Source organism: Oleiagrimonas soli (assembly GCF_000761445.1).
Lineage (GTDB): Bacteria > Pseudomonadota > Gammaproteobacteria > Xanthomonadales > Rhodanobacteraceae > Oleiagrimonas > Oleiagrimonas soli.
Map to the genome: position 1 here is coordinate 1,391,898 of NZ_KN196470.1, position 15,247 is coordinate 1,407,144.

Sequence of the window (15,247 nt, forward strand, 5' to 3'; positions counted from 1 at the left end):
CGGCGTCCTGATCGCAAAGGGAAAAATGCGGTTGTCCACAGGCTTTTCCCAGAGCTGCGCACAAGCGCTGTGGACAAGCGGCTCAACGACGCGCCAGCCATGAACGGCGCGCCCGGGCTAGCGCCAGTCGCAGCACGGCGAGCATCAGCACGCCGCCGAGAATGCCGGCCAGGCGCATCAGTGCGGGGCGCAGTTCGCCGGTCCAGGCGTGGTCCTGCACGAACACCATTAGGAACGCGATGCCGAACTGCAGACCGATGTAGCGCGTGTCCTCGTGTCCGCTGTGGATATGCGAAGCCAGCCACACGCCGACGGCCAGCGCTGGCAGGAATAGCACCGGATGACCGCCCGCCCAGGGCAGCAGCGCGAGGGCGAGCAGGGCGGCGAGCAGGCAGCCCAACAGGCGATTGGCCATGCGCAACCCGACCGCCGCTTCGCCGAAGTCGCGTTGCAGCAGTGTACGCAGCGGAATCATCGGCAGCACCACGACGGTCACCAGCATCTGCGGGAAGGCCGGCATCGGATACAGCGCATGCGCCGTTGCCAGGATGCCGACGCTGCATGCCGCCGGCAGCGCCTGCCAGGCTCGTCGCCGCCGTGCCTGCGGTGTGTGTGGATCGGCTGGCGAGGGCTCGTCGCGTTCCGCGTCCAGCAGGGGAAGATGCCAGTGCGGGCGCAGCAGATGCACCAGACCGGCGATCAGGATGCAGGCCGTCGTGCCGACGGCGACGTCGGCTACGCGCAGCAGTGCAATGTGCCAGAGCGCGTGCTGCGTGTTTGCCTCGGCCAGGATCAGGCAGGCCGTGATCGTGGCGAGCAGCCAGCCGTAGCTACGCGTGCTTCCCAGCGCCATGTAGACGCCGACGCCGGCGATCAGCGCGAGCAGAAGCACGAAGCCGGTCGTCGACCCACGGGTGCCGTAGGCCAGTAACAGGCAGGCGACCGCGCCGCCGATCGTACCCGCCATGCGCTGCACGCCGCGCCGCCAGGAGGTCGACCAGTCGGCGCGCATCACCACGTAGGCGCTGATCGCGACCCACCAGCGGTCGGTCAGGCGGAACAGGTCGGCGAGCGAGACCGCGAGCAGCACCGAGGCTACGGTCTGCGCCGCCAGCAGTGCGCGAGGACCGCGCCAGTGCAAGGTCCGCAATTCGGCGGCGAGCAGACCGAACGTGCGGGTGAGGGCGGCGGTCGACCGGTGGCGGCGCATGCGTGGGCGGTCAGTGAAGAGAGTCCCGAGTGTAGCCGAGCAACGCGTCCCCGTGACTGGTCACGAAGTGCGCAGCGAGGTGCATGTGCTTGTTCGCAAAGCACGTCGTCGCACTTGTCCACAACCCTGTACAGCGCTGTCCACATCGCCTGTGGATGAACGCATGGCGTCTCCTTCATTTTTACGCACATGCACGCTGATCACAGACATGCGGATCGCGCGTTCTGCTGACCACGATTTGATCAGCGCGGTGCATGTGCCTGTTCGCAAAGCGCATCGTTCGACTTGTCCACAGCCTTATACCGCGTTGTTCACATCGCCTGTGGATGAAGGGATCGATGCGCCTGCATCGAGGTCGGCGGGAGCATCGCGTGGCCTCGCGTTTTTCCGGTTGCCGCTGGTTATGGATTGAGCAGTGAGGTGTAGGTGTCTGTTCGCAAAGCGTGTCGGTCCACTTGTCCACAGGCCTGTACACCGCTGTCCACACGCGCTGTGGATGAACGTGTCATGCGACCTCGTTCAGACAGGCGCTTGCGTCGTCGAACGGTCGTCCCTAGAATGCACGCAACACAATATACTAACGCGTTAATACATTATGAAACGTCGCAACCTGGAACCGAAGCTGTCGCGCAAGAAGGTCGAGACTGGCCTGTGCAAGGCGCTGCTGTCGCTGGAGACGGTGGAGGAGATGCGCGCCTTCCTGCGCGACCTGTGCACGCCGGCCGAGCTGGAGGCGCTGACCGACCGCTGGAGCGTGGTGCCGCTGGTGCTGGAAGGACGCACCTATCGCGACATCCACGAGCGCACGGCGGTGAGCATCACCACCATCGGCCGCGTCGCGCGTTTCATCAACCAGGGCAACGGCGGTTATCTCGCCGCGGCCTCGGCACGCAGCGCCAAGGCTGCCCCATCTTCCGAAGGAGTCCGCGCATGATGCCGCGAGATCGACTGCGCATCGCCGTGCAGAAATCCGGTCGCCTGGGCGACCCGTCCCGTGAATTGCTGAGCCGTTGCGGGCTGAAGTTCCGCAGCAGCCGCGACAAACTGTTCTGCTTCGGCGAGAACATGGCCGTGGATCTGCTGCTGGTCCGCGACGACGACATCCCCGGTCTGATCGCCGACGGCGTGTGCGACCTCGGCGTGGTCGGCCGCAACGTGCTCGACGAGGCCGCGCTGGCGACGCCGGGCGAGATGCCGTATCGCGAACTGCGCGCGCTCGGTTTCGGCGGCTGCCGCCTGTCCATCGCGCTGCCGCAGGACGAGGCGTGGACGGGACCGCAGCAGCTGGCCGGCAAGCGTATCGCCACCACCTATCCGAACCAGTTGGCCGACTGGCTGCGGCGCAACGAAGTCGATGCACAGATCGTCACGCTGTCCGGTTCGGTCGAGATTGCGCCGCGTCTGGGCACGGCCGACCTGATCTGCGATCTGGTTTCCAGCGGCGCGACGCTGGCCGCCAACCAGCTGCGCGAGACCGCCGTCATCATGCAGAGCGAGGCGGTGCTGGCCGGCGCCGCGGAGATGCCGCGCGACGAGCGCGGCGACCTGATCGAACTGCTGCTGCGCCGTCTGGACGGCGTGCTGAACGTGCGCGAATCGCGCCTGCTGATGCTGAAGGCGCCGCGCGCCGCGCTGGCCGCCATCGTGGACCTGTTGCCGGGGCGACCGCTGCCGACGGTGACAACCATCGAGGGTCGCCCGGACGACATCGCCTTGCAGTGCGTGTGCAGCGGTAACGTCAGCTGGCAGGATCTGGAAGCGATGAAGCGCGCCGGCGCGCAGGGCATGCTGGTGTTGCCGGTGGAGATGATGCTGGCATGAATATCGTCGACTGGAATGCGCTGGATGCGGAGACCCGCAACGCCTTGCTGCAACGTCCGGCCCAGGCGCAGAACGCCGAACGCGCGCAGGCCGTGGCGCGGATCATCGCGCAGGTCGCGCAAGAGGGCGATGCAGCGCTGAAGCGATGGACGGCGCAGCTGGACGGCTGCGAACTCGATGCCCTGGCGGTGCCGGGCGAGGCATTCGATGTCGCGGAAGCGTCGCTCGACGTGGCACTGAAAAAGGCCATTGCCGATGCGCGTGCGCGTATCGAAGCCTTTCACCGCGCTGCCGCACCGCAGCCGGTGCGTGTCGAGACGGCTCCCGGCGTGGTTTGCGAGCGCGTGCTGCGGCCGGTGACGCGGGTCGGCTTGTACGTGCCGGCCGGCACGGCGCCGCTACCTTCGACGGCATTGATGCTGGGCGTGCCGGCGCAGTTGGCCGGTTGCCGCGAGGTCGTGCTGTGCACGCCGCCGCGCGCGGACGGCAGCGTCGATCTGGCGGTGCTGTACGCGGCGCGGTTGTGCGGCATCGAACGCGTGTTCCGTCTCGGCGGCGCGCAGGCGATCGCCGCGATGGCGCTGGGTACCGAGAGCGTGCCGCGTTGCGACAAACTGTTTGGCCCCGGCAACGGCTGGGTGACCGAAGCCAAGCAGCAGGTCAGCGCCGTGCCCGGCGGTCCGGCGATCGACATGCCGGCCGGTCCGTCCGAAGTGCTGGTGATCGCCGACGCCGACGCCGATCCGTGTTTCGTCGCGGCGGACCTGCTGTCGCAGGCCGAACACGGGCCGGATTCGCAGGTGTTGCTGCTGACCGACGCGCGCGAACAGGCCGACGCCGTGGTGGCCGAGGTCGAGCGCCAGGTAGCGCGGCTGCCGCGCGCGGATACCGCGCGGAAGGCGCTGTCCGCCAGTCGCGTGATCCGCGTCGCCTCGCTGGCGCAGGCGGTCGAGGTCAGCAACGCCTACGCACCGGAACACCTCATTCTCAATGTCGCCGACCCGCGCGCACTGCTCGCGCAGATCGACAGCGCCGGTTCGATCTTCCTCGGCGCGTGGTCGCCGGAATCGGTCGGCGACTACTGCAGCGGCACCAATCACGTGCTGCCGACCTACGGCCACGCGCGCGCCTGGAGCGGCGTGTCGGTGGCCAGCTTCCAGAAGCAGATCACGGTGCAGGAGCTGTCCGGCGACGGCCTGCGCGGCATCGGCGCGTGCGCGGTGACGCTGGCCGAGGCCGAAGGTCTGGAGGCCCACGCGCAGGCGGTGCGGCTGCGTCTGGCGGCACTGGAGGCGACGGCATGAACGTGCTCGATCTGGCGCGACCGGAAGTGCGCGCGCTGACGCCGTATTCCTCGGCGCGGATGGAGGCGCAGGGCGCGGCCATCATGCTCAACGCCAACGAATCGCCGTGGCCGCCGGTGGGCGACGACGGTCAGGGCCTGAATCGCTATCCCGACCCGCAACCCGCGGCGTTGCGCGAGCGCATGGCGGCCGTGTACGGCGTGCGTCCGGAGCAGATGCTGATCGGCCGCGGCAGCGACGAAGCCATCGACCTGCTGGTGCGCGCGTTCTGTCGGCCGGGCGTGGACGCCATCGCGGTCAGTCCGCCGACGTTCGGCATGTACGCGGTCTGCGCCGGTGTGCAGGGCGCGGCGGTGGAGACGCTGCCGCTGGACGCGGACTTCGGGCTCGACGTCGACGCCGTGCTGGCTGGACTGTCGCCGGCGGTGAAGCTGCTGTTCGTGTGTTCGCCGAACAACCCGACGGGCGGCCTGGTGCCGCAGGCGGACATCGCACGGCTGGCGTCTGCGCTGGACGGTCGCGCGCTGGTCATCGTCGACGAGGCCTACATCGAATTCGCCGAGGCCGAGAGCGCGGCGACCTTGCTCGGCCAGCATGCCAATCTCGGCGTGCTGCGCACGCTGTCGAAAGCCTGGGCGCTGGCCGGCGCGCGCATCGGCGCGCTGCTGGCCGATGCCGACGTGATCGCGCTGCTGCGCCGGATCATGCCGCCGTATCCGCTGCCGACGCCATGTGTGCAGGCGGCGCTGGCGGCGCTGGACGAAACCGCCCAGCGACAGACGGGCGAACGCGTCGCCACCATCGTCGCCGAACGCGAGCGCCTGGCGGCGATCCTGCCGACGGTGCCCGGCGTGCGCGCGGTGTACCCGTCGCGTGCGAATTTCCTCACCGTGTCCCTGGACGATGCGCCCGGCGTGTACCGCGCGCTGCTGGCGCAGGGTATCGTGGTGCGCGACGTCGGTCGCTATCCGGGTCTGGCCGGTTGCCTGCGGTTTTCCATCGGCACGCCGGAAGAAAACGCCCGGCTGCTGGACGTCCTCCATCGCTGCGCGGAGGCCGCATGAGCCGCAAGATTCTCTTCGTCGATCGCGACGGCTGCCTGATCGAGGAGCCGGCCGACGAGCAGATCGACCGCTTCGAGAAACTGGCGCTGCTGCCCGACGTGATTCCGGCTCTGCGGCGCTGCGTGGCGGCGGGCTACGAGCTGGTCATGGTCACCAACCAGGACGGACTCGGCACGGCGAGTTTCCCGCAGGCCGATTTCGACGGTCCGCACGATCTGCTGCTGCGTCTGCTGGCTTCGCAGGGCATCCGTTTCCACGAGGTCCTGATCGACCGCAGCTTCCCGCAGGACGGGCTGGACACGCGCAAGCCGGGCACCGGCATGATGCGTCACTACCTGGCCGACGATGGCTGGAGTCGCGCCGCCTCGGCGATGGTCGGCGATCGCGAGACCGACCTGCAGTTCGCCGTCAACCTCGGCGTACAGGGCTTCCGCGTCGGTCCCGAGGGCATCGGCTGGATGGCGGTCGCGCATGCGTTGTGCGATGCGCCGCGGATCGCGGAGGTGACGCGCAACACGCGCGAGACCCGCATTCGCGTGCGCGTCGACCTGGACGAGGCCGCCGAGCCGAGGATCGCCACCGGCATCGGCTACTTCGACCACATGCTCGAACAGATTGGCAAGCACGGCGGCTTCGCCCTGACGCTGACTTGCGAGGGCGATCTGCATGTCGACGAACACCACACCGTCGAAGACAGCGCGCTGGCGCTGGGGCAGGCGCTGCGCACGGCGCTGGGCGACAAACGCGGCATCGGCCGCTACGGTTTCACGCTGCCGATGGACGAGACCCTGGCCAGCGCCGCGCTGGATCTGTCCGGTCGGCCATGGTTCGAGTTCGACGGAGACTTCCCGCGCGAGCGGGTCGGTGAACTGTCGACCGAGATGGTGCCGCACTTCTTCCGTTCGCTGTGCGAGACCCTGGGCGCGAACCTGCATCTGAGCGTGCGCGGCGAGAACGCGCACCATATGGTCGAAGGCTGCTTCAAGGCCGTGGCGCGCACGCTGCGCCAGGCGCTGCGCCGCGAAGGCGATGCGCTGCCCAGCACCAAGGGAGCGCTGTGATGGCCGATGTGGTCCTGATCGACGCCGGCGGCACCAACATCGGCTCAGTCCGCTACGCGCTGCAGCGCCTGGGCGTGGACGCGGCGATGAGCGACGATCCGGCGCGCATCCGCGCGGCCAGTCACGTGATCCTGCCGGGCGTCGGCGCGGCCGGTCCGGGCATGGCGCGGCTGCGCGCGAACGGTCTGGATCGCCTGATCCGCGAACTCGAACAGCCCGTGCTCGGCGTCTGCCTGGGCATGCAACTGCTGTTCGCGCATTCCGAGGAGGGCGATACCGCGTGTCTCGGCGTGGTGCCGGGCGAGGTGCGTCACTTCCCGCGCGAGACCGGCTTGCGCGTGCCGCACATGGGCTGGAACCGTCTGTGCATCGAGCGCGACGATCCGCTGCTGCGTGGCGTCAACGATGGCGACTTCGCCTATTTCGTGCACAGCTATGCGGCCGCGCCGGGACCGCACGTGCTGGCGTCCAGCGAACACGGCGCACCGTTCGCGGCGGTGGTCCGCAAGGACAACTTCTGCGGCATGCAATTCCATCCCGAGCGCTCGGCGAACGTCGGCGCGCGTCTGCTGGAGAACTTTCTTTCGCTATGAATTTCACGGTCTATCCCGCCATCGATCTTCGCGAAGGCCGCGTGGTGCGGCTGTATCAGGGCGACTACGCGCGGCAGAAGAATTACGCCATCGAGCCGCTGCAACTGGCGCACGAATACGCCGGGGCCGGTGCCGAGTGGCTGCACGTGGTCGACCTGGACGGCGCGCGCAGTGGGCAGCCGGTGAATCTGACGACGCTGACCGCGCTGGCGCATTCGGGCCTGAAGGTGCAGGCCGGCGGCGGCGTGCGCGGTGAGGACGACGTGCGTCGCCTGTTCGATGCCGGCGTCGAGCGCGTGGTGGTCGGCAGCGTGGCGGTGCGCGATCCGCAGCGCGTCATCGACTGGCTGGACCGCTTCGGCAGCGAGCGCCTGACGCTGGCGCTGGACACGCGCTGGCGCGATGGCGAATGGTGCCTGCCCAGCGCCGGCTGGGAGCAGGACGAGGACGCCACGCTCGACGAGCTGGCGCCGCATTTCGCCGCCGCCGGCGCGCGGCATCTGCTGTGCACGGACATCGACCGCGACGGCACGATGTCCGGTCCGAATCTTTCGCTGCTGCGCCATCTTCGGGACATTGCGCCGGCATTGCAGGTGCAGGTTTCCGGCGGTGCGCGCGCGCTCGACGACGTGCGCGCGGCGCGCGACGCGGGCGCGGCCGGCATCGTGCTCGGGCGTGCGCTGCTGGAAGGGCGTTTCACCCTGGGCGAGGCGTTGTCGTGCTGACGCGGCGCATCATTCCCTGCCTCGACGTGCGCGAGGGCAAGGTCGTCAAAGGCGTGCGTTTCCGCGATCACGTGGTGATGGGCGGCATCGTCGAGCTGGCGCTGCGCTACCGCGACGCCGGTGCCGACGAGCTGGTGTTCTACGACATCACCGCCAGTCCCGAGGGCCGCCGCGTGGACCGCGACTGGGTCGAACGCGTGGCGCGCGTGCTGGACATCCCGTTTTGCGTGGCCGGCGGCATCCGCAGCGTGGAGGATGCACGCGAAGTGCTCTACGCCGGCGCCGACAAGGTGTCGGTGAACTCGCCGGCGCTGGAACGGCCGACGCTGATCGATGAGCTGTCGCAGGCGTTCGGCGTGCAGTGCGTGGTGGTCGGCATCGACAGCCTGCGCGACGAGGACGGTCGCTGGCGCGTGCGCCAGTACAGCGGCGATCCCGACCGTACCCGCGCGCTGGCTCGCGACACGCTGGACTGGGTGCGCGAGGCGCAACAGCGCGGCGCGGGCGAGATCGTGCTGAACTGCATGGGCAGCGACGGCGTGCGCGATGGCTACGACCTCGAACAACTGGCCAGCGTGCGTGAGATCTGCACGGTGCCGCTAGTGGCGTCGGGCGGCGCGGGCGCGGTGCGTCACTTCGTCGACGTGTTCCGCGAGGCGGGCGTCGATGCGGCGCTGGCGGCCAGCGTGTTCCATGCCGGCGACATCGCGATTCCCGACCTCAAGCGCCAACTGGCGGAACATGGCGTGCCGGTGCGCGAAACGCGGTCCGCGGATTGAACGCCGTGCGGCAAGCGCCGCATGCGGCAGATTCGCACATCGAACCAAAGCAGGATGGCCGTGACGCGCGGCCCGTTTACACTTCACTCAACGTCACAGCCTGGTGGACGCCATGAAACACGCCGCATCCATTTCCTTCGATCCGTCGCGCCTGGACTGGGACAAGGGCGACGGCCTGCTGCCGGTCATCGTCCAGCACTGGCGCGACGGCCGCGTGCTGATGCTTGGCTACATGAACCGCGAAGCCCTCGACGCCACCTTGCAAAGCGGCCGCGTGACGTTCTACAGCCGCAGCAAACAGCGTCTGTGGACCAAGGGCGAGAGCTCCGGCAACGTGCTCGACCTGAAGGCCATCGAGGCCGATTGCGACCGCGACACGCTGCTGGTGCGCGCGGTCCCGCACGGACCAACCTGCCACCTCGGCACCGACAGCTGCTTCGGCGACGGCAGCGCACCCGAACTCGCGTTCCTCGGCCAGCTCGACGCCCTGGTGATGCGTCGTCATGCGGAACTGCCGGAGCACAGCTACACCACGCGTCTGTTCGACGCCGGCATTCGCCGCATCGCGCAGAAGGTCGGCGAAGAGGGCGTCGAAACCGCGCTGGCGGCCGTGGCCGAGGATGACGACGCATTGCTCGGCGAGGGCGCGGATCTCCTCTATCACTTGCTGGTGCTGCTGCGCGCGCGGAATCTTGGACTGGCCGACGTGGCGGCGCGCTTGCGCGAGCGGCATGCCGACTGAAGACCTCACGCGCGCTGGGTGACAGGCGTCACTGGGCGCGGACCGCTGCGCGGCGCACACTCGACGCGTCAATGCCCGGAGTCGCGTGATGAATCCTTTCAGTCTTTCCTGGATGGCGTGGTTGCTGATCTGGCTGCTGCTTTGGGCCTGGTCCAAGCGTACGCAGCGGCGCGAGAGCGCCGGCACCTGGTCCGTGCATACGTTGCCGCTGATCGTCGCGGCCGTGCTGATGACCGCGCACCATCTTCCCGGCCATGTGCTGGAAGGCGAGGTCGTGACCTACCGGCCTCCCTTCTTCGCCATCGGTCTCGGCCTGACCTGGGCCGGGCTGGCGTTCGCCGTGTGGGCGCGCCTGTACATCGGCCGCAACTGGAGCGCCTCGGTGCAGGTCAAGGCCGACCATGAATTGGTCCGCAGCGGCCCTTACCGATTCGTGCGCCATCCGATCTACACGGGTGTCCTGTTCGCGTTCCTCGGCAGCGCCCTGGCGATGGACCAGTGGCGCGGCCTGGTCGCCGTGGCGATCGTGCTGGCGGGTTTCCTCTACAAGATCCGCCTGGAGGAACGCTGGATGATCGAGACGTTCGGCGACGCCTATCGCGACTACCGTCGCCGCACGCGTGCATTGGTGCCGTTCCTGTTCTGAACGCGATGGGCGCGCGGCGTGGTTGATGCCGCGGTGCCGGTTCGGTGTGAGTCGCCATGCGTGCGTCCAGCCACGCGCTAGAATGCGTCGACGATCGTTGCGTGTTCGCGCATGCCGCACGGACACGACGCACGGAATATCCGGCAAGGAGAGACGATGCCTGCCTACGAGCGCGTGACGCGCATGCTGGGGATCGAACACCCCATTCTTCAGGCGCCGATGGCTGGGGTGTCGACGCCGCCGTTGGCAGCGGCCGTGAGCGAGGCCGGTGCACTCGGTGCGCTGGGTATCGGCGCCAGCAGCTGTGCGAAGGCGCGGGCGCAGATCGAGGCGACTCGCGCGCTCACCGCGCGGCCCTTCAACGTCAACGTGTTCTGCCATGCGCCGGCGCGACGCGATCCGGCCCAGGAGCGTGCCTGGCTGGCGCATCTGGCCGATCTCTATGCCGAGGTGGGCGCGGAGCCGCCGTCGGGGCTGCAGGAAATCTATCCGTCGTTTCTGCAGTCTCCAGAAGTGCAGCACATGCTGCTCGAACAGCGTCCGGCCGTGGTCAGTTTCCATTTCGGCTTGCCCGAGACCGCGTTTGTGCAGGCGCTGCGCGAGGCCGGCGTACGCACGCTGGCGACGGCGACCGATATCGACGAGGCGCGCCGGATCGAGCGCGCCGGCATCGATGCGGTGGTCGCGCAGGGGTTCGAGGCGGGTGGGCATCGCGGCGTGTTCGATCCCCGGGCGCTGGACCGGCGGCAGTCGACGGCCGAGCTGGTTCGCCTGCTTGTGCGCGAGCTGGCTCTGCCGGTGATCGCGGCGGGCGGCATCATGGACGGACGCGCCATGCGCGCCATGTTCGATCTCGGCGCGTCCGGCGTGCAGCTGGGCACGGCATTTGTGGGGTGCCCGGAGTCGGCGGCGGATGCAGGCTATCGCCAGGCGCTCGGCGAAGCGCATGCAGGGCAGACGAGGATGACTTCGGTGCTTTCCGGGCGTCCCGCGCGCGGTTTCGTCAATCGCCTGGTGACGCATGCCGAGGCGGCAGACAGCCCGCCGGTGCCGGACTATCCGCTGACGTACGACGCCACCAAGCAGCTCCATGCCGCCGCCCATGCGCGGGGCCGCGACGATTTTGCGGTGCGCTGGGCCGGCGAAGGTGCGGCCGCGTCGCGAGCGATGCCGGCCGGCGCGCTGGTCGAGCGGTTGGTGGCGGAGTGGCGTCAGGCCTGAGGTCGCGTCGGTCGATATGGGTCAGGCCGGCGGCGGCGCGGTGTCGCGCATCGAAGCACGCCGCGCGGCCCAGGCGGACCATTCGGCGAGTTTCGGCGCCTGCGCGCGCCAGTCGAGTTGCGGCTGGCGGAAGTCCAGGTAGGCCAGGGCGCAGGCTACGCCGATGCTGTCGGCGTGGAAGTGACCGGTGCTGGCGTGGAAACGCGTTTCCAGGGCCGCGACGCCGCGCAGGATGCCCTGGGTGCGACGTTCGATCAGCGGCGCACTGCGCGTTTCCGCCGGGCGGCGGCCTTCGATCACCAGGAACACGGTGTATTCGAGCAGCGTCTGCGCCAGGGCGGCGATGGCTTCGGCGTGCGTGCGTGCCTGCGGGTCGTGCGGCCACAGCGACGGTTGCGGGAAGGCACGGTCGAGCCAGCCGAGGATGGTGTTGCTGTCGGTCAGCGCCAGGCCGTCGTCCAGTTGCAGCGCCGGCACCTGCGACAGCGGGTTGGCGGCGGTCAGGGTGCCGTCGTCGTTCCACGGATCGACAACGATTTGCTCGATGCGTTCGGCAAGGCCTTTCTCGGCGACGCCGACGCGCACCTTGCGGGCGAACGGCGAGGTCAGGCTGACATACAGTTTCATGGCGGGTTCTCAGGGCAGGACGGCGATTAGCAGCACGATCAGCGCGGTGCCGAAGGCGGCCAGCAGCAGCGCGAACAGCGCGCCCATGTGCAGGCTCGGACCGAGCGCGGTGCGGTGTTCGCGGCGGTAGCCGCGGGCGAAATGCAGGTAGCGGATGCCAGCGGCGAGCGTCATCAGCACGCCCATGCCGACCAGGATCGAGCCGCCCCAGGTCGACAGCATGCGCGGATACAGTGGCGCGTGCGTGCCCGAGGACGGCAGCCGGTGAAGGATCAGGCCGAAGCGGTCGATCACGAACCCCAGCGCCATCAGCGACAGCGCGGTGCGAATCCACGACGACAACGTGCGCTCGGCGGACAGCACGACCAGCTTGCGCGACAGTTCCAGCGAGGTGTCTTCGTGTTCGTCGGTCATCGCGTGTTCCGTGTCGTGGACATGCCATCTACCGTAGGCGGCGTTGCGCGCCGCGGCAAGCGGCGTCCGGGCGCGGACATCAGGGCGCCGTCGACGCGGACGCCGGCGGCGCGAACGGAAGCGGTTTGCCGATGCGAACCTGGGCGCGCCAGGCCGCCAGCTGCGCCCGGATGCCGGGACCGACGGCGATCTGTGGTTCGGACGGCGTCAGGTCGTCGCGTTTTTCCCAGCCGGCGATGCGCTTGCGTGCCATGTCGAAGGCCGCGATGAAGTCGTCGGTGCGGTTCAGCGCGTGCGCCAGGAAGGCGTCGCCGAAGTAGGTGATTTGCGATTCGCTGCCGCAGCCGAACGAGCTGCGGTCGGTGCGCGCGGCGGTCATCACCAGCGTGCCCGCGCCTTGCAGCGGCGGCACGAAACCGCCGGAATAGCAGGCGTTGACCACCACCACCTTCCAGCGGAAGGCATGCTCGGCCAGGATGCCGGCCAGATCTTTCGCGCCGATCTGATCGAGCGGGATCGGGTCCATGTCGACCAGCAGGTAGTGGTCGGCGCTGCCGTGACTGGTCAGGTACAGCACCAGAATGTCCTGCTTCGGGTCCATTGCCTTGTGCACGGCGGTCAGGGCGGTTTCCAGGTTGCTCCAGTTCGCCAGCGGCGCGCGTTCCAGCGTGGCCGGGTTGTTCTCTAGCACCAGGGTGTGGCCCTGTGCGCCGAAGCGCTGCGCGAACAGTCTGGCCGCGTATTGGGCTTCGTTGCGGAACACGTTCTCGCTGCCGTCGCCGGCGAAGGCGATCAGGTACAGGTCGATCTTGTGTGGGTCCTGCGGCTTCAGTCGGGCCACGGCCTCGCGCATCAGGCGCGGTTGGGCGTACATCACCTGTTCCGGCGTGGGGCCGTTCTCGGGCCAGTGCGCCCACGGGTCGGGTGCGGCCGGTGCGGACGATGCCGCGTCGGCAGGCGTCTGGGCATGTTGCGCCTGCGCGCGCGTGACGAGGTGCGACGCGCCGAGGGCGAACAGCGCGCCGAGGGCGCCGATCAGCAGTCCGCGCAGTCGCATGCGCACGTCACGCCTCGACGGCGTCGAAGTCGGCCACGCAGGGGTGCGTCGCCGGGGTCGGGCAGGTCTCCGGCGGTCGGCACAGTTGCGTGGTGCGCATGCCGGCGGCGCGCGCGGCGTCGAGTTCGGCCACCACGTCGGACAGGAACAGCACCTGGTCGCCGGGTTCGTCGAGGACTTCGAGGATGCGCGCGTAGGAGGCCGTCTCGCGTTTCGGCCCGGTGCGGGTGTCGAAGTAGCCGCTGAACAGCGGCGTCAGGTCGCCGGCCTCGCTGTGACCGAACAGCAGCTTCTGCGCCTCCACCGAGCCGGAGGAATACACGTACAGGCGGATGCCGGCGGCATGCCAGGCGCGCAGGCGATCGGCGACCTCGGGGTAGACGTGGCCGAGATAGTCGCCGCTGGCGTAGCCTTCGGCCCAGATCAGACCCTGCAGCGCCTTCAGCGAGGTGGCTTTGCGGTCGCTGTCGATCCAGCCGATCAGCAGGTCGATGACCTCGTTGCGCGATGCCTCGATGAAGCCGGCCTCGCGCGCGGCCTCGCTGAGCCAGTGCTGTACTTCTGGTTTGTCGGCGTGGGTCTCGACGAACGCGGGCAGGCGCTTGCGGGCATAGGGAAACAGCACCTCGTGCACGAAGCGGATCGAGCTGGTGGTGCCTTCGATGTCGGTGACGATGGCGCGGATGGCGGACATGGCGTGCGCGAATGGGAACCAGCGGCGAGCATAGCGCCTCGCCGCGTTCGGCGTCTCGTCGTTGCGGCGTCAGTGCGCCGCGGAGGCGTGCGGCGTCATGCGCGGGAAGCGCTCGGCGATGTCCTCGCCGGTGAAGTTGGCGACCCAGCCCGCCGGGTTGGTGAACAGGCGGATGGCGACGAAGTAGGGCGCTTCGCTCATGTCGAACCAGTGACGGGTGCCGTCGGGCACGCCGATCAGGTCGCCAGCTTCGCACAGGACCTCGTAGACCTTGCCCTCGATGTGCAGCGTGAACTGGCCGGCGCCGGCGACGAAGAAGCGCACTTCGTCCTCGCTGTGGGTGTGCTCGTCGAGGAATTTCTTGCGCAGGGTGGCGCGTTCCGGGTGATCCGGTTGCAGGCTGATGACGTCGACGGCCTGGTAGCCCTCGTTGGCCATCAGGTGATCGATGTCCTCGCGGTAGGCAGCGATGACGTCGTCCGGCGCCGCGCCCGGCGCGATCGGATGGGCAGCTTCCCACTGCTCGAAGCGCACGCCGACGCGGTTCAGTTCGCGGGCGATCTCTGCATGATCGAGGTGTTCGGACAGCGCCGCGTCGCCGCGGTTTTCGTCGTAGATACGCAGGCGGCTCATGAAGACAGTCTCCTCAGGTCCAGCTCGCAGCCGAGCAGGAATTCCAGTGCTTCCAGGTGACGGCGGGCCTCGTCCATGCTGCGGCCCCAGGCGTACAGGCCATGGCCGTCGATCAGGTAGGCATGCAGCGGCCGACCGGTATCCAGCCAGGCGTCGATGCGCGCCGTCAGTTCGGGCATGTGCTGGGTGTTGGGGAACACCGGGATGTCCAGGGTGCTCTCGTGCGAGGTGTGGCCGCTGATCGCCTTCTGCAGTTCCCAGCCCTGCAGACGCACGCGACCTTCCTTGCCGAACAGGCGCGAGGCCACGCTCTGCGTGCGCGAATGCGTGTGCAGCACGGCGCGCGTGTCCGGAAAACGGCGGTAAATCTGTGTGTGCAGCGCGGTTTCCGCGGACGGGCGCAGGTCGGTGCCGACCGGTCGATCCTGCATGTCCACGACCATGATGTCGTCCGCGCCCAGGCGACCCTTGTCGCGTCCGGACACCGTGATCGCCACGTGCGCGTCGTCCAGGCGCATGGAGAAGTTGCTGCTGGTGGCCGGCGTCCAGCCCAGCGCGGCGAATTCGCGCGCGGCGTCGGCGATGGCCGTGGCGCATGCGGCGAGCTGCGCGGAATCGTAGGTGGGGGATGCGCTCATGCGGTGATATTTGGACGT

18 protein-coding genes are annotated in these 15,247 nt (G+C 68.8%); 11 read left to right on the forward strand and 7 right to left on the reverse strand.

Going from position 1 to position 15,247, the window contains the following annotated elements; genetic code table 11:
* Positions 1-82: 82 nt before the first annotated feature.
* The gene (locus tag LF63_RS06075) at positions 83-1,210 is read right to left on the reverse strand and encodes an FUSC family protein (protein ID WP_043100345.1); all 1,128 of its coding nucleotides are present in this window, start codon (positions 1,208-1,210) and stop codon (positions 83-85) included.
* 595 nt (positions 1,211-1,805) lie between these two features.
* Between LF63_RS06075 and LF63_RS06080 the strand changes: the two genes are divergently transcribed.
* From LF63_RS06080 to LF63_RS06130, 11 genes are all read left to right on the forward strand, one after another.
* The gene (locus tag LF63_RS06080; protein WP_043100347.1) at positions 1,806-2,144 is read left to right on the forward strand and encodes a YerC/YecD family TrpR-related protein; all 339 of its coding nucleotides are present in this window, start codon (positions 1,806-1,808) and stop codon (positions 2,142-2,144) included.
* Positions 2,141-3,031, forward strand: a complete 891-nt coding sequence (gene hisG / locus LF63_RS06085; RefSeq protein WP_043100349.1) for an ATP phosphoribosyltransferase — start codon at positions 2,141-2,143, stop codon at positions 3,029-3,031. The genes LF63_RS06080 and hisG overlap by 4 nt, the downstream gene beginning before the upstream one ends.
* Entirely contained in the window at positions 3,028-4,335 is a 1,308-nt protein-coding gene (gene hisD, locus LF63_RS06090) for a histidinol dehydrogenase (protein ID WP_043100350.1), read from the forward strand. Before hisG ends, hisD begins: the two co-directional genes overlap by 4 nt.
* A complete protein-coding gene (hisC, locus tag LF63_RS06095) occupies positions 4,332-5,399 on the forward strand; it encodes a histidinol-phosphate transaminase (protein WP_043100352.1) in 1,068 nt (355 codons plus the stop codon). Before hisD ends, hisC begins: the two co-directional genes overlap by 4 nt.
* Complete coding sequence (gene hisB, locus LF63_RS06100; protein ID WP_043100354.1) at positions 5,396-6,460, forward strand: bifunctional histidinol-phosphatase/imidazoleglycerol-phosphate dehydratase HisB; 1,065 nt, start codon at positions 5,396-5,398, stop codon at positions 6,458-6,460. The genes hisC and hisB overlap by 4 nt, the downstream gene beginning before the upstream one ends.
* Positions 6,460-7,053, forward strand: a complete 594-nt coding sequence (hisH, locus tag LF63_RS06105) for an imidazole glycerol phosphate synthase subunit HisH (protein WP_043100356.1) — start codon at positions 6,460-6,462, stop codon at positions 7,051-7,053. Before hisB ends, hisH begins: the two co-directional genes overlap by 1 nt.
* A complete protein-coding gene (locus LF63_RS06110; protein ID WP_043100358.1) occupies positions 7,050-7,778 on the forward strand; it encodes a 1-(5-phosphoribosyl)-5-[(5-phosphoribosylamino)methylideneamino]imidazole-4-carboxamide isomerase in 729 nt (242 codons plus the stop codon). The genes hisH and LF63_RS06110 overlap by 4 nt, the downstream gene beginning before the upstream one ends.
* A complete protein-coding gene (gene hisF / locus LF63_RS06115) occupies positions 7,772-8,557 on the forward strand; it encodes an imidazole glycerol phosphate synthase subunit HisF (RefSeq protein WP_043100360.1) in 786 nt (261 codons plus the stop codon). Before LF63_RS06110 ends, hisF begins: the two co-directional genes overlap by 7 nt.
* Before the next feature lie 112 nt (positions 8,558-8,669).
* Positions 8,670-9,299: a bifunctional phosphoribosyl-AMP cyclohydrolase/phosphoribosyl-ATP diphosphatase HisIE gene (hisIE, locus tag LF63_RS06120; protein WP_043100362.1), complete on the forward strand. Its 630-nt coding sequence runs from the start codon at positions 8,670-8,672 to the stop codon at positions 9,297-9,299.
* Between the two features lie 88 nt (positions 9,300-9,387).
* Positions 9,388-9,945, forward strand: coding sequence for a methyltransferase family protein (locus LF63_RS06125; protein WP_043100364.1), 558 nt, complete (start codon positions 9,388-9,390; stop codon positions 9,943-9,945).
* A gap of 156 nt (positions 9,946-10,101) precedes the next feature.
* Positions 10,102-11,166, forward strand: coding sequence for an NAD(P)H-dependent flavin oxidoreductase (locus LF63_RS06130; protein WP_043100365.1), 1,065 nt, complete (start codon positions 10,102-10,104; stop codon positions 11,164-11,166).
* 21 nt (positions 11,167-11,187) lie between these two features.
* On the opposite strand, the gene LF63_RS06135 is transcribed toward LF63_RS06130, so the two are convergent.
* The 6 genes from LF63_RS06135 to LF63_RS06160 all read right to left on the reverse strand — a co-directional run bounded on the left by LF63_RS06135 (position 11,188) and on the right by LF63_RS06160 (position 15,229).
* The gene (locus LF63_RS06135) at positions 11,188-11,793 is read right to left on the reverse strand and encodes a glutathione S-transferase N-terminal domain-containing protein (protein ID WP_043100368.1); all 606 of its coding nucleotides are present in this window, start codon (positions 11,791-11,793) and stop codon (positions 11,188-11,190) included.
* A gap of 9 nt (positions 11,794-11,802) precedes the next feature.
* Entirely contained in the window at positions 11,803-12,207 is a 405-nt protein-coding gene (locus tag LF63_RS06140; RefSeq protein WP_052394758.1) for a YidH family protein, read from the reverse strand.
* Between the two features lie 79 nt (positions 12,208-12,286).
* A complete protein-coding gene (locus LF63_RS06145; protein WP_081945254.1) occupies positions 12,287-13,264 on the reverse strand; it encodes a C13 family peptidase in 978 nt (325 codons plus the stop codon).
* A 7-nt stretch (positions 13,265-13,271) separates the two neighbouring features.
* On the reverse strand, positions 13,272-13,958 hold the full coding sequence (gene mtnC / locus LF63_RS06150) for an acireductone synthase (RefSeq protein ID WP_043100373.1): 687 nt from the start codon (positions 13,956-13,958) through the stop codon (positions 13,272-13,274).
* A 69-nt stretch (positions 13,959-14,027) separates the two neighbouring features.
* On the reverse strand, positions 14,028-14,591 hold the full coding sequence (locus tag LF63_RS06155) for a 1,2-dihydroxy-3-keto-5-methylthiopentene dioxygenase (protein ID WP_043100374.1): 564 nt from the start codon (positions 14,589-14,591) through the stop codon (positions 14,028-14,030).
* Positions 14,588-15,229: a methylthioribulose 1-phosphate dehydratase gene (locus tag LF63_RS06160; protein ID WP_043100375.1), complete on the reverse strand. Its 642-nt coding sequence runs from the start codon at positions 15,227-15,229 to the stop codon at positions 14,588-14,590. The genes LF63_RS06155 and LF63_RS06160 overlap by 4 nt, the downstream gene beginning before the upstream one ends.
* Positions 15,230-15,247 lie beyond the last annotated feature (18 nt).

Coding starts and splice junctions, on each gene's coding strand:
- LF63_RS06110 (WP_043100358.1), top strand. CDS start 7,050: ATGAATTTCACGGTCTATCCCGCCATCGATCTTCGCGAAGGCCGCGTG.
- LF63_RS06155 (WP_043100374.1), bottom strand. CDS start 14,591: ATGAGCCGCCTGCGTATCTACGACGAAAACCGCGGCGACGCGGCGCTG.
- LF63_RS06130 (WP_043100365.1), top strand. CDS start 10,102: ATGCCTGCCTACGAGCGCGTGACGCGCATGCTGGGGATCGAACACCCC.
- LF63_RS06075 (WP_043100345.1), bottom strand. CDS start 1,210: ATGCGCCGCCACCGGTCGACCGCCGCCCTCACCCGCACGTTCGGTCTG.
- hisIE (WP_043100362.1), top strand. CDS start 8,670: ATGAAACACGCCGCATCCATTTCCTTCGATCCGTCGCGCCTGGACTGG.
- hisC (WP_043100352.1), top strand. CDS start 4,332: ATGAACGTGCTCGATCTGGCGCGACCGGAAGTGCGCGCGCTGACGCCG.
- LF63_RS06135 (WP_043100368.1), bottom strand. CDS start 11,793: ATGAAACTGTATGTCAGCCTGACCTCGCCGTTCGCCCGCAAGGTGCGC.
- hisD (WP_043100350.1), top strand. CDS start 3,028: ATGAATATCGTCGACTGGAATGCGCTGGATGCGGAGACCCGCAACGCC.
- hisG (WP_043100349.1), top strand. CDS start 2,141: ATGATGCCGCGAGATCGACTGCGCATCGCCGTGCAGAAATCCGGTCGC.
- LF63_RS06160 (WP_043100375.1), bottom strand. CDS start 15,229: ATGAGCGCATCCCCCACCTACGATTCCGCGCAGCTCGCCGCATGCGCC.
- LF63_RS06125 (WP_043100364.1), top strand. CDS start 9,388: ATGAATCCTTTCAGTCTTTCCTGGATGGCGTGGTTGCTGATCTGGCTG.
- mtnC (WP_043100373.1), bottom strand. CDS start 13,958: ATGTCCGCCATCCGCGCCATCGTCACCGACATCGAAGGCACCACCAGC.
- LF63_RS06080 (WP_043100347.1), top strand. CDS start 1,806: ATGAAACGTCGCAACCTGGAACCGAAGCTGTCGCGCAAGAAGGTCGAG.
- LF63_RS06145 (WP_081945254.1), bottom strand. CDS start 13,264: ATGCGACTGCGCGGACTGCTGATCGGCGCCCTCGGCGCGCTGTTCGCC.
- LF63_RS06140 (WP_052394758.1), bottom strand. CDS start 12,207: ATGACCGACGAACACGAAGACACCTCGCTGGAACTGTCGCGCAAGCTG.
- hisB (WP_043100354.1), top strand. CDS start 5,396: ATGAGCCGCAAGATTCTCTTCGTCGATCGCGACGGCTGCCTGATCGAG.
- hisH (WP_043100356.1), top strand. CDS start 6,460: ATGGCCGATGTGGTCCTGATCGACGCCGGCGGCACCAACATCGGCTCA.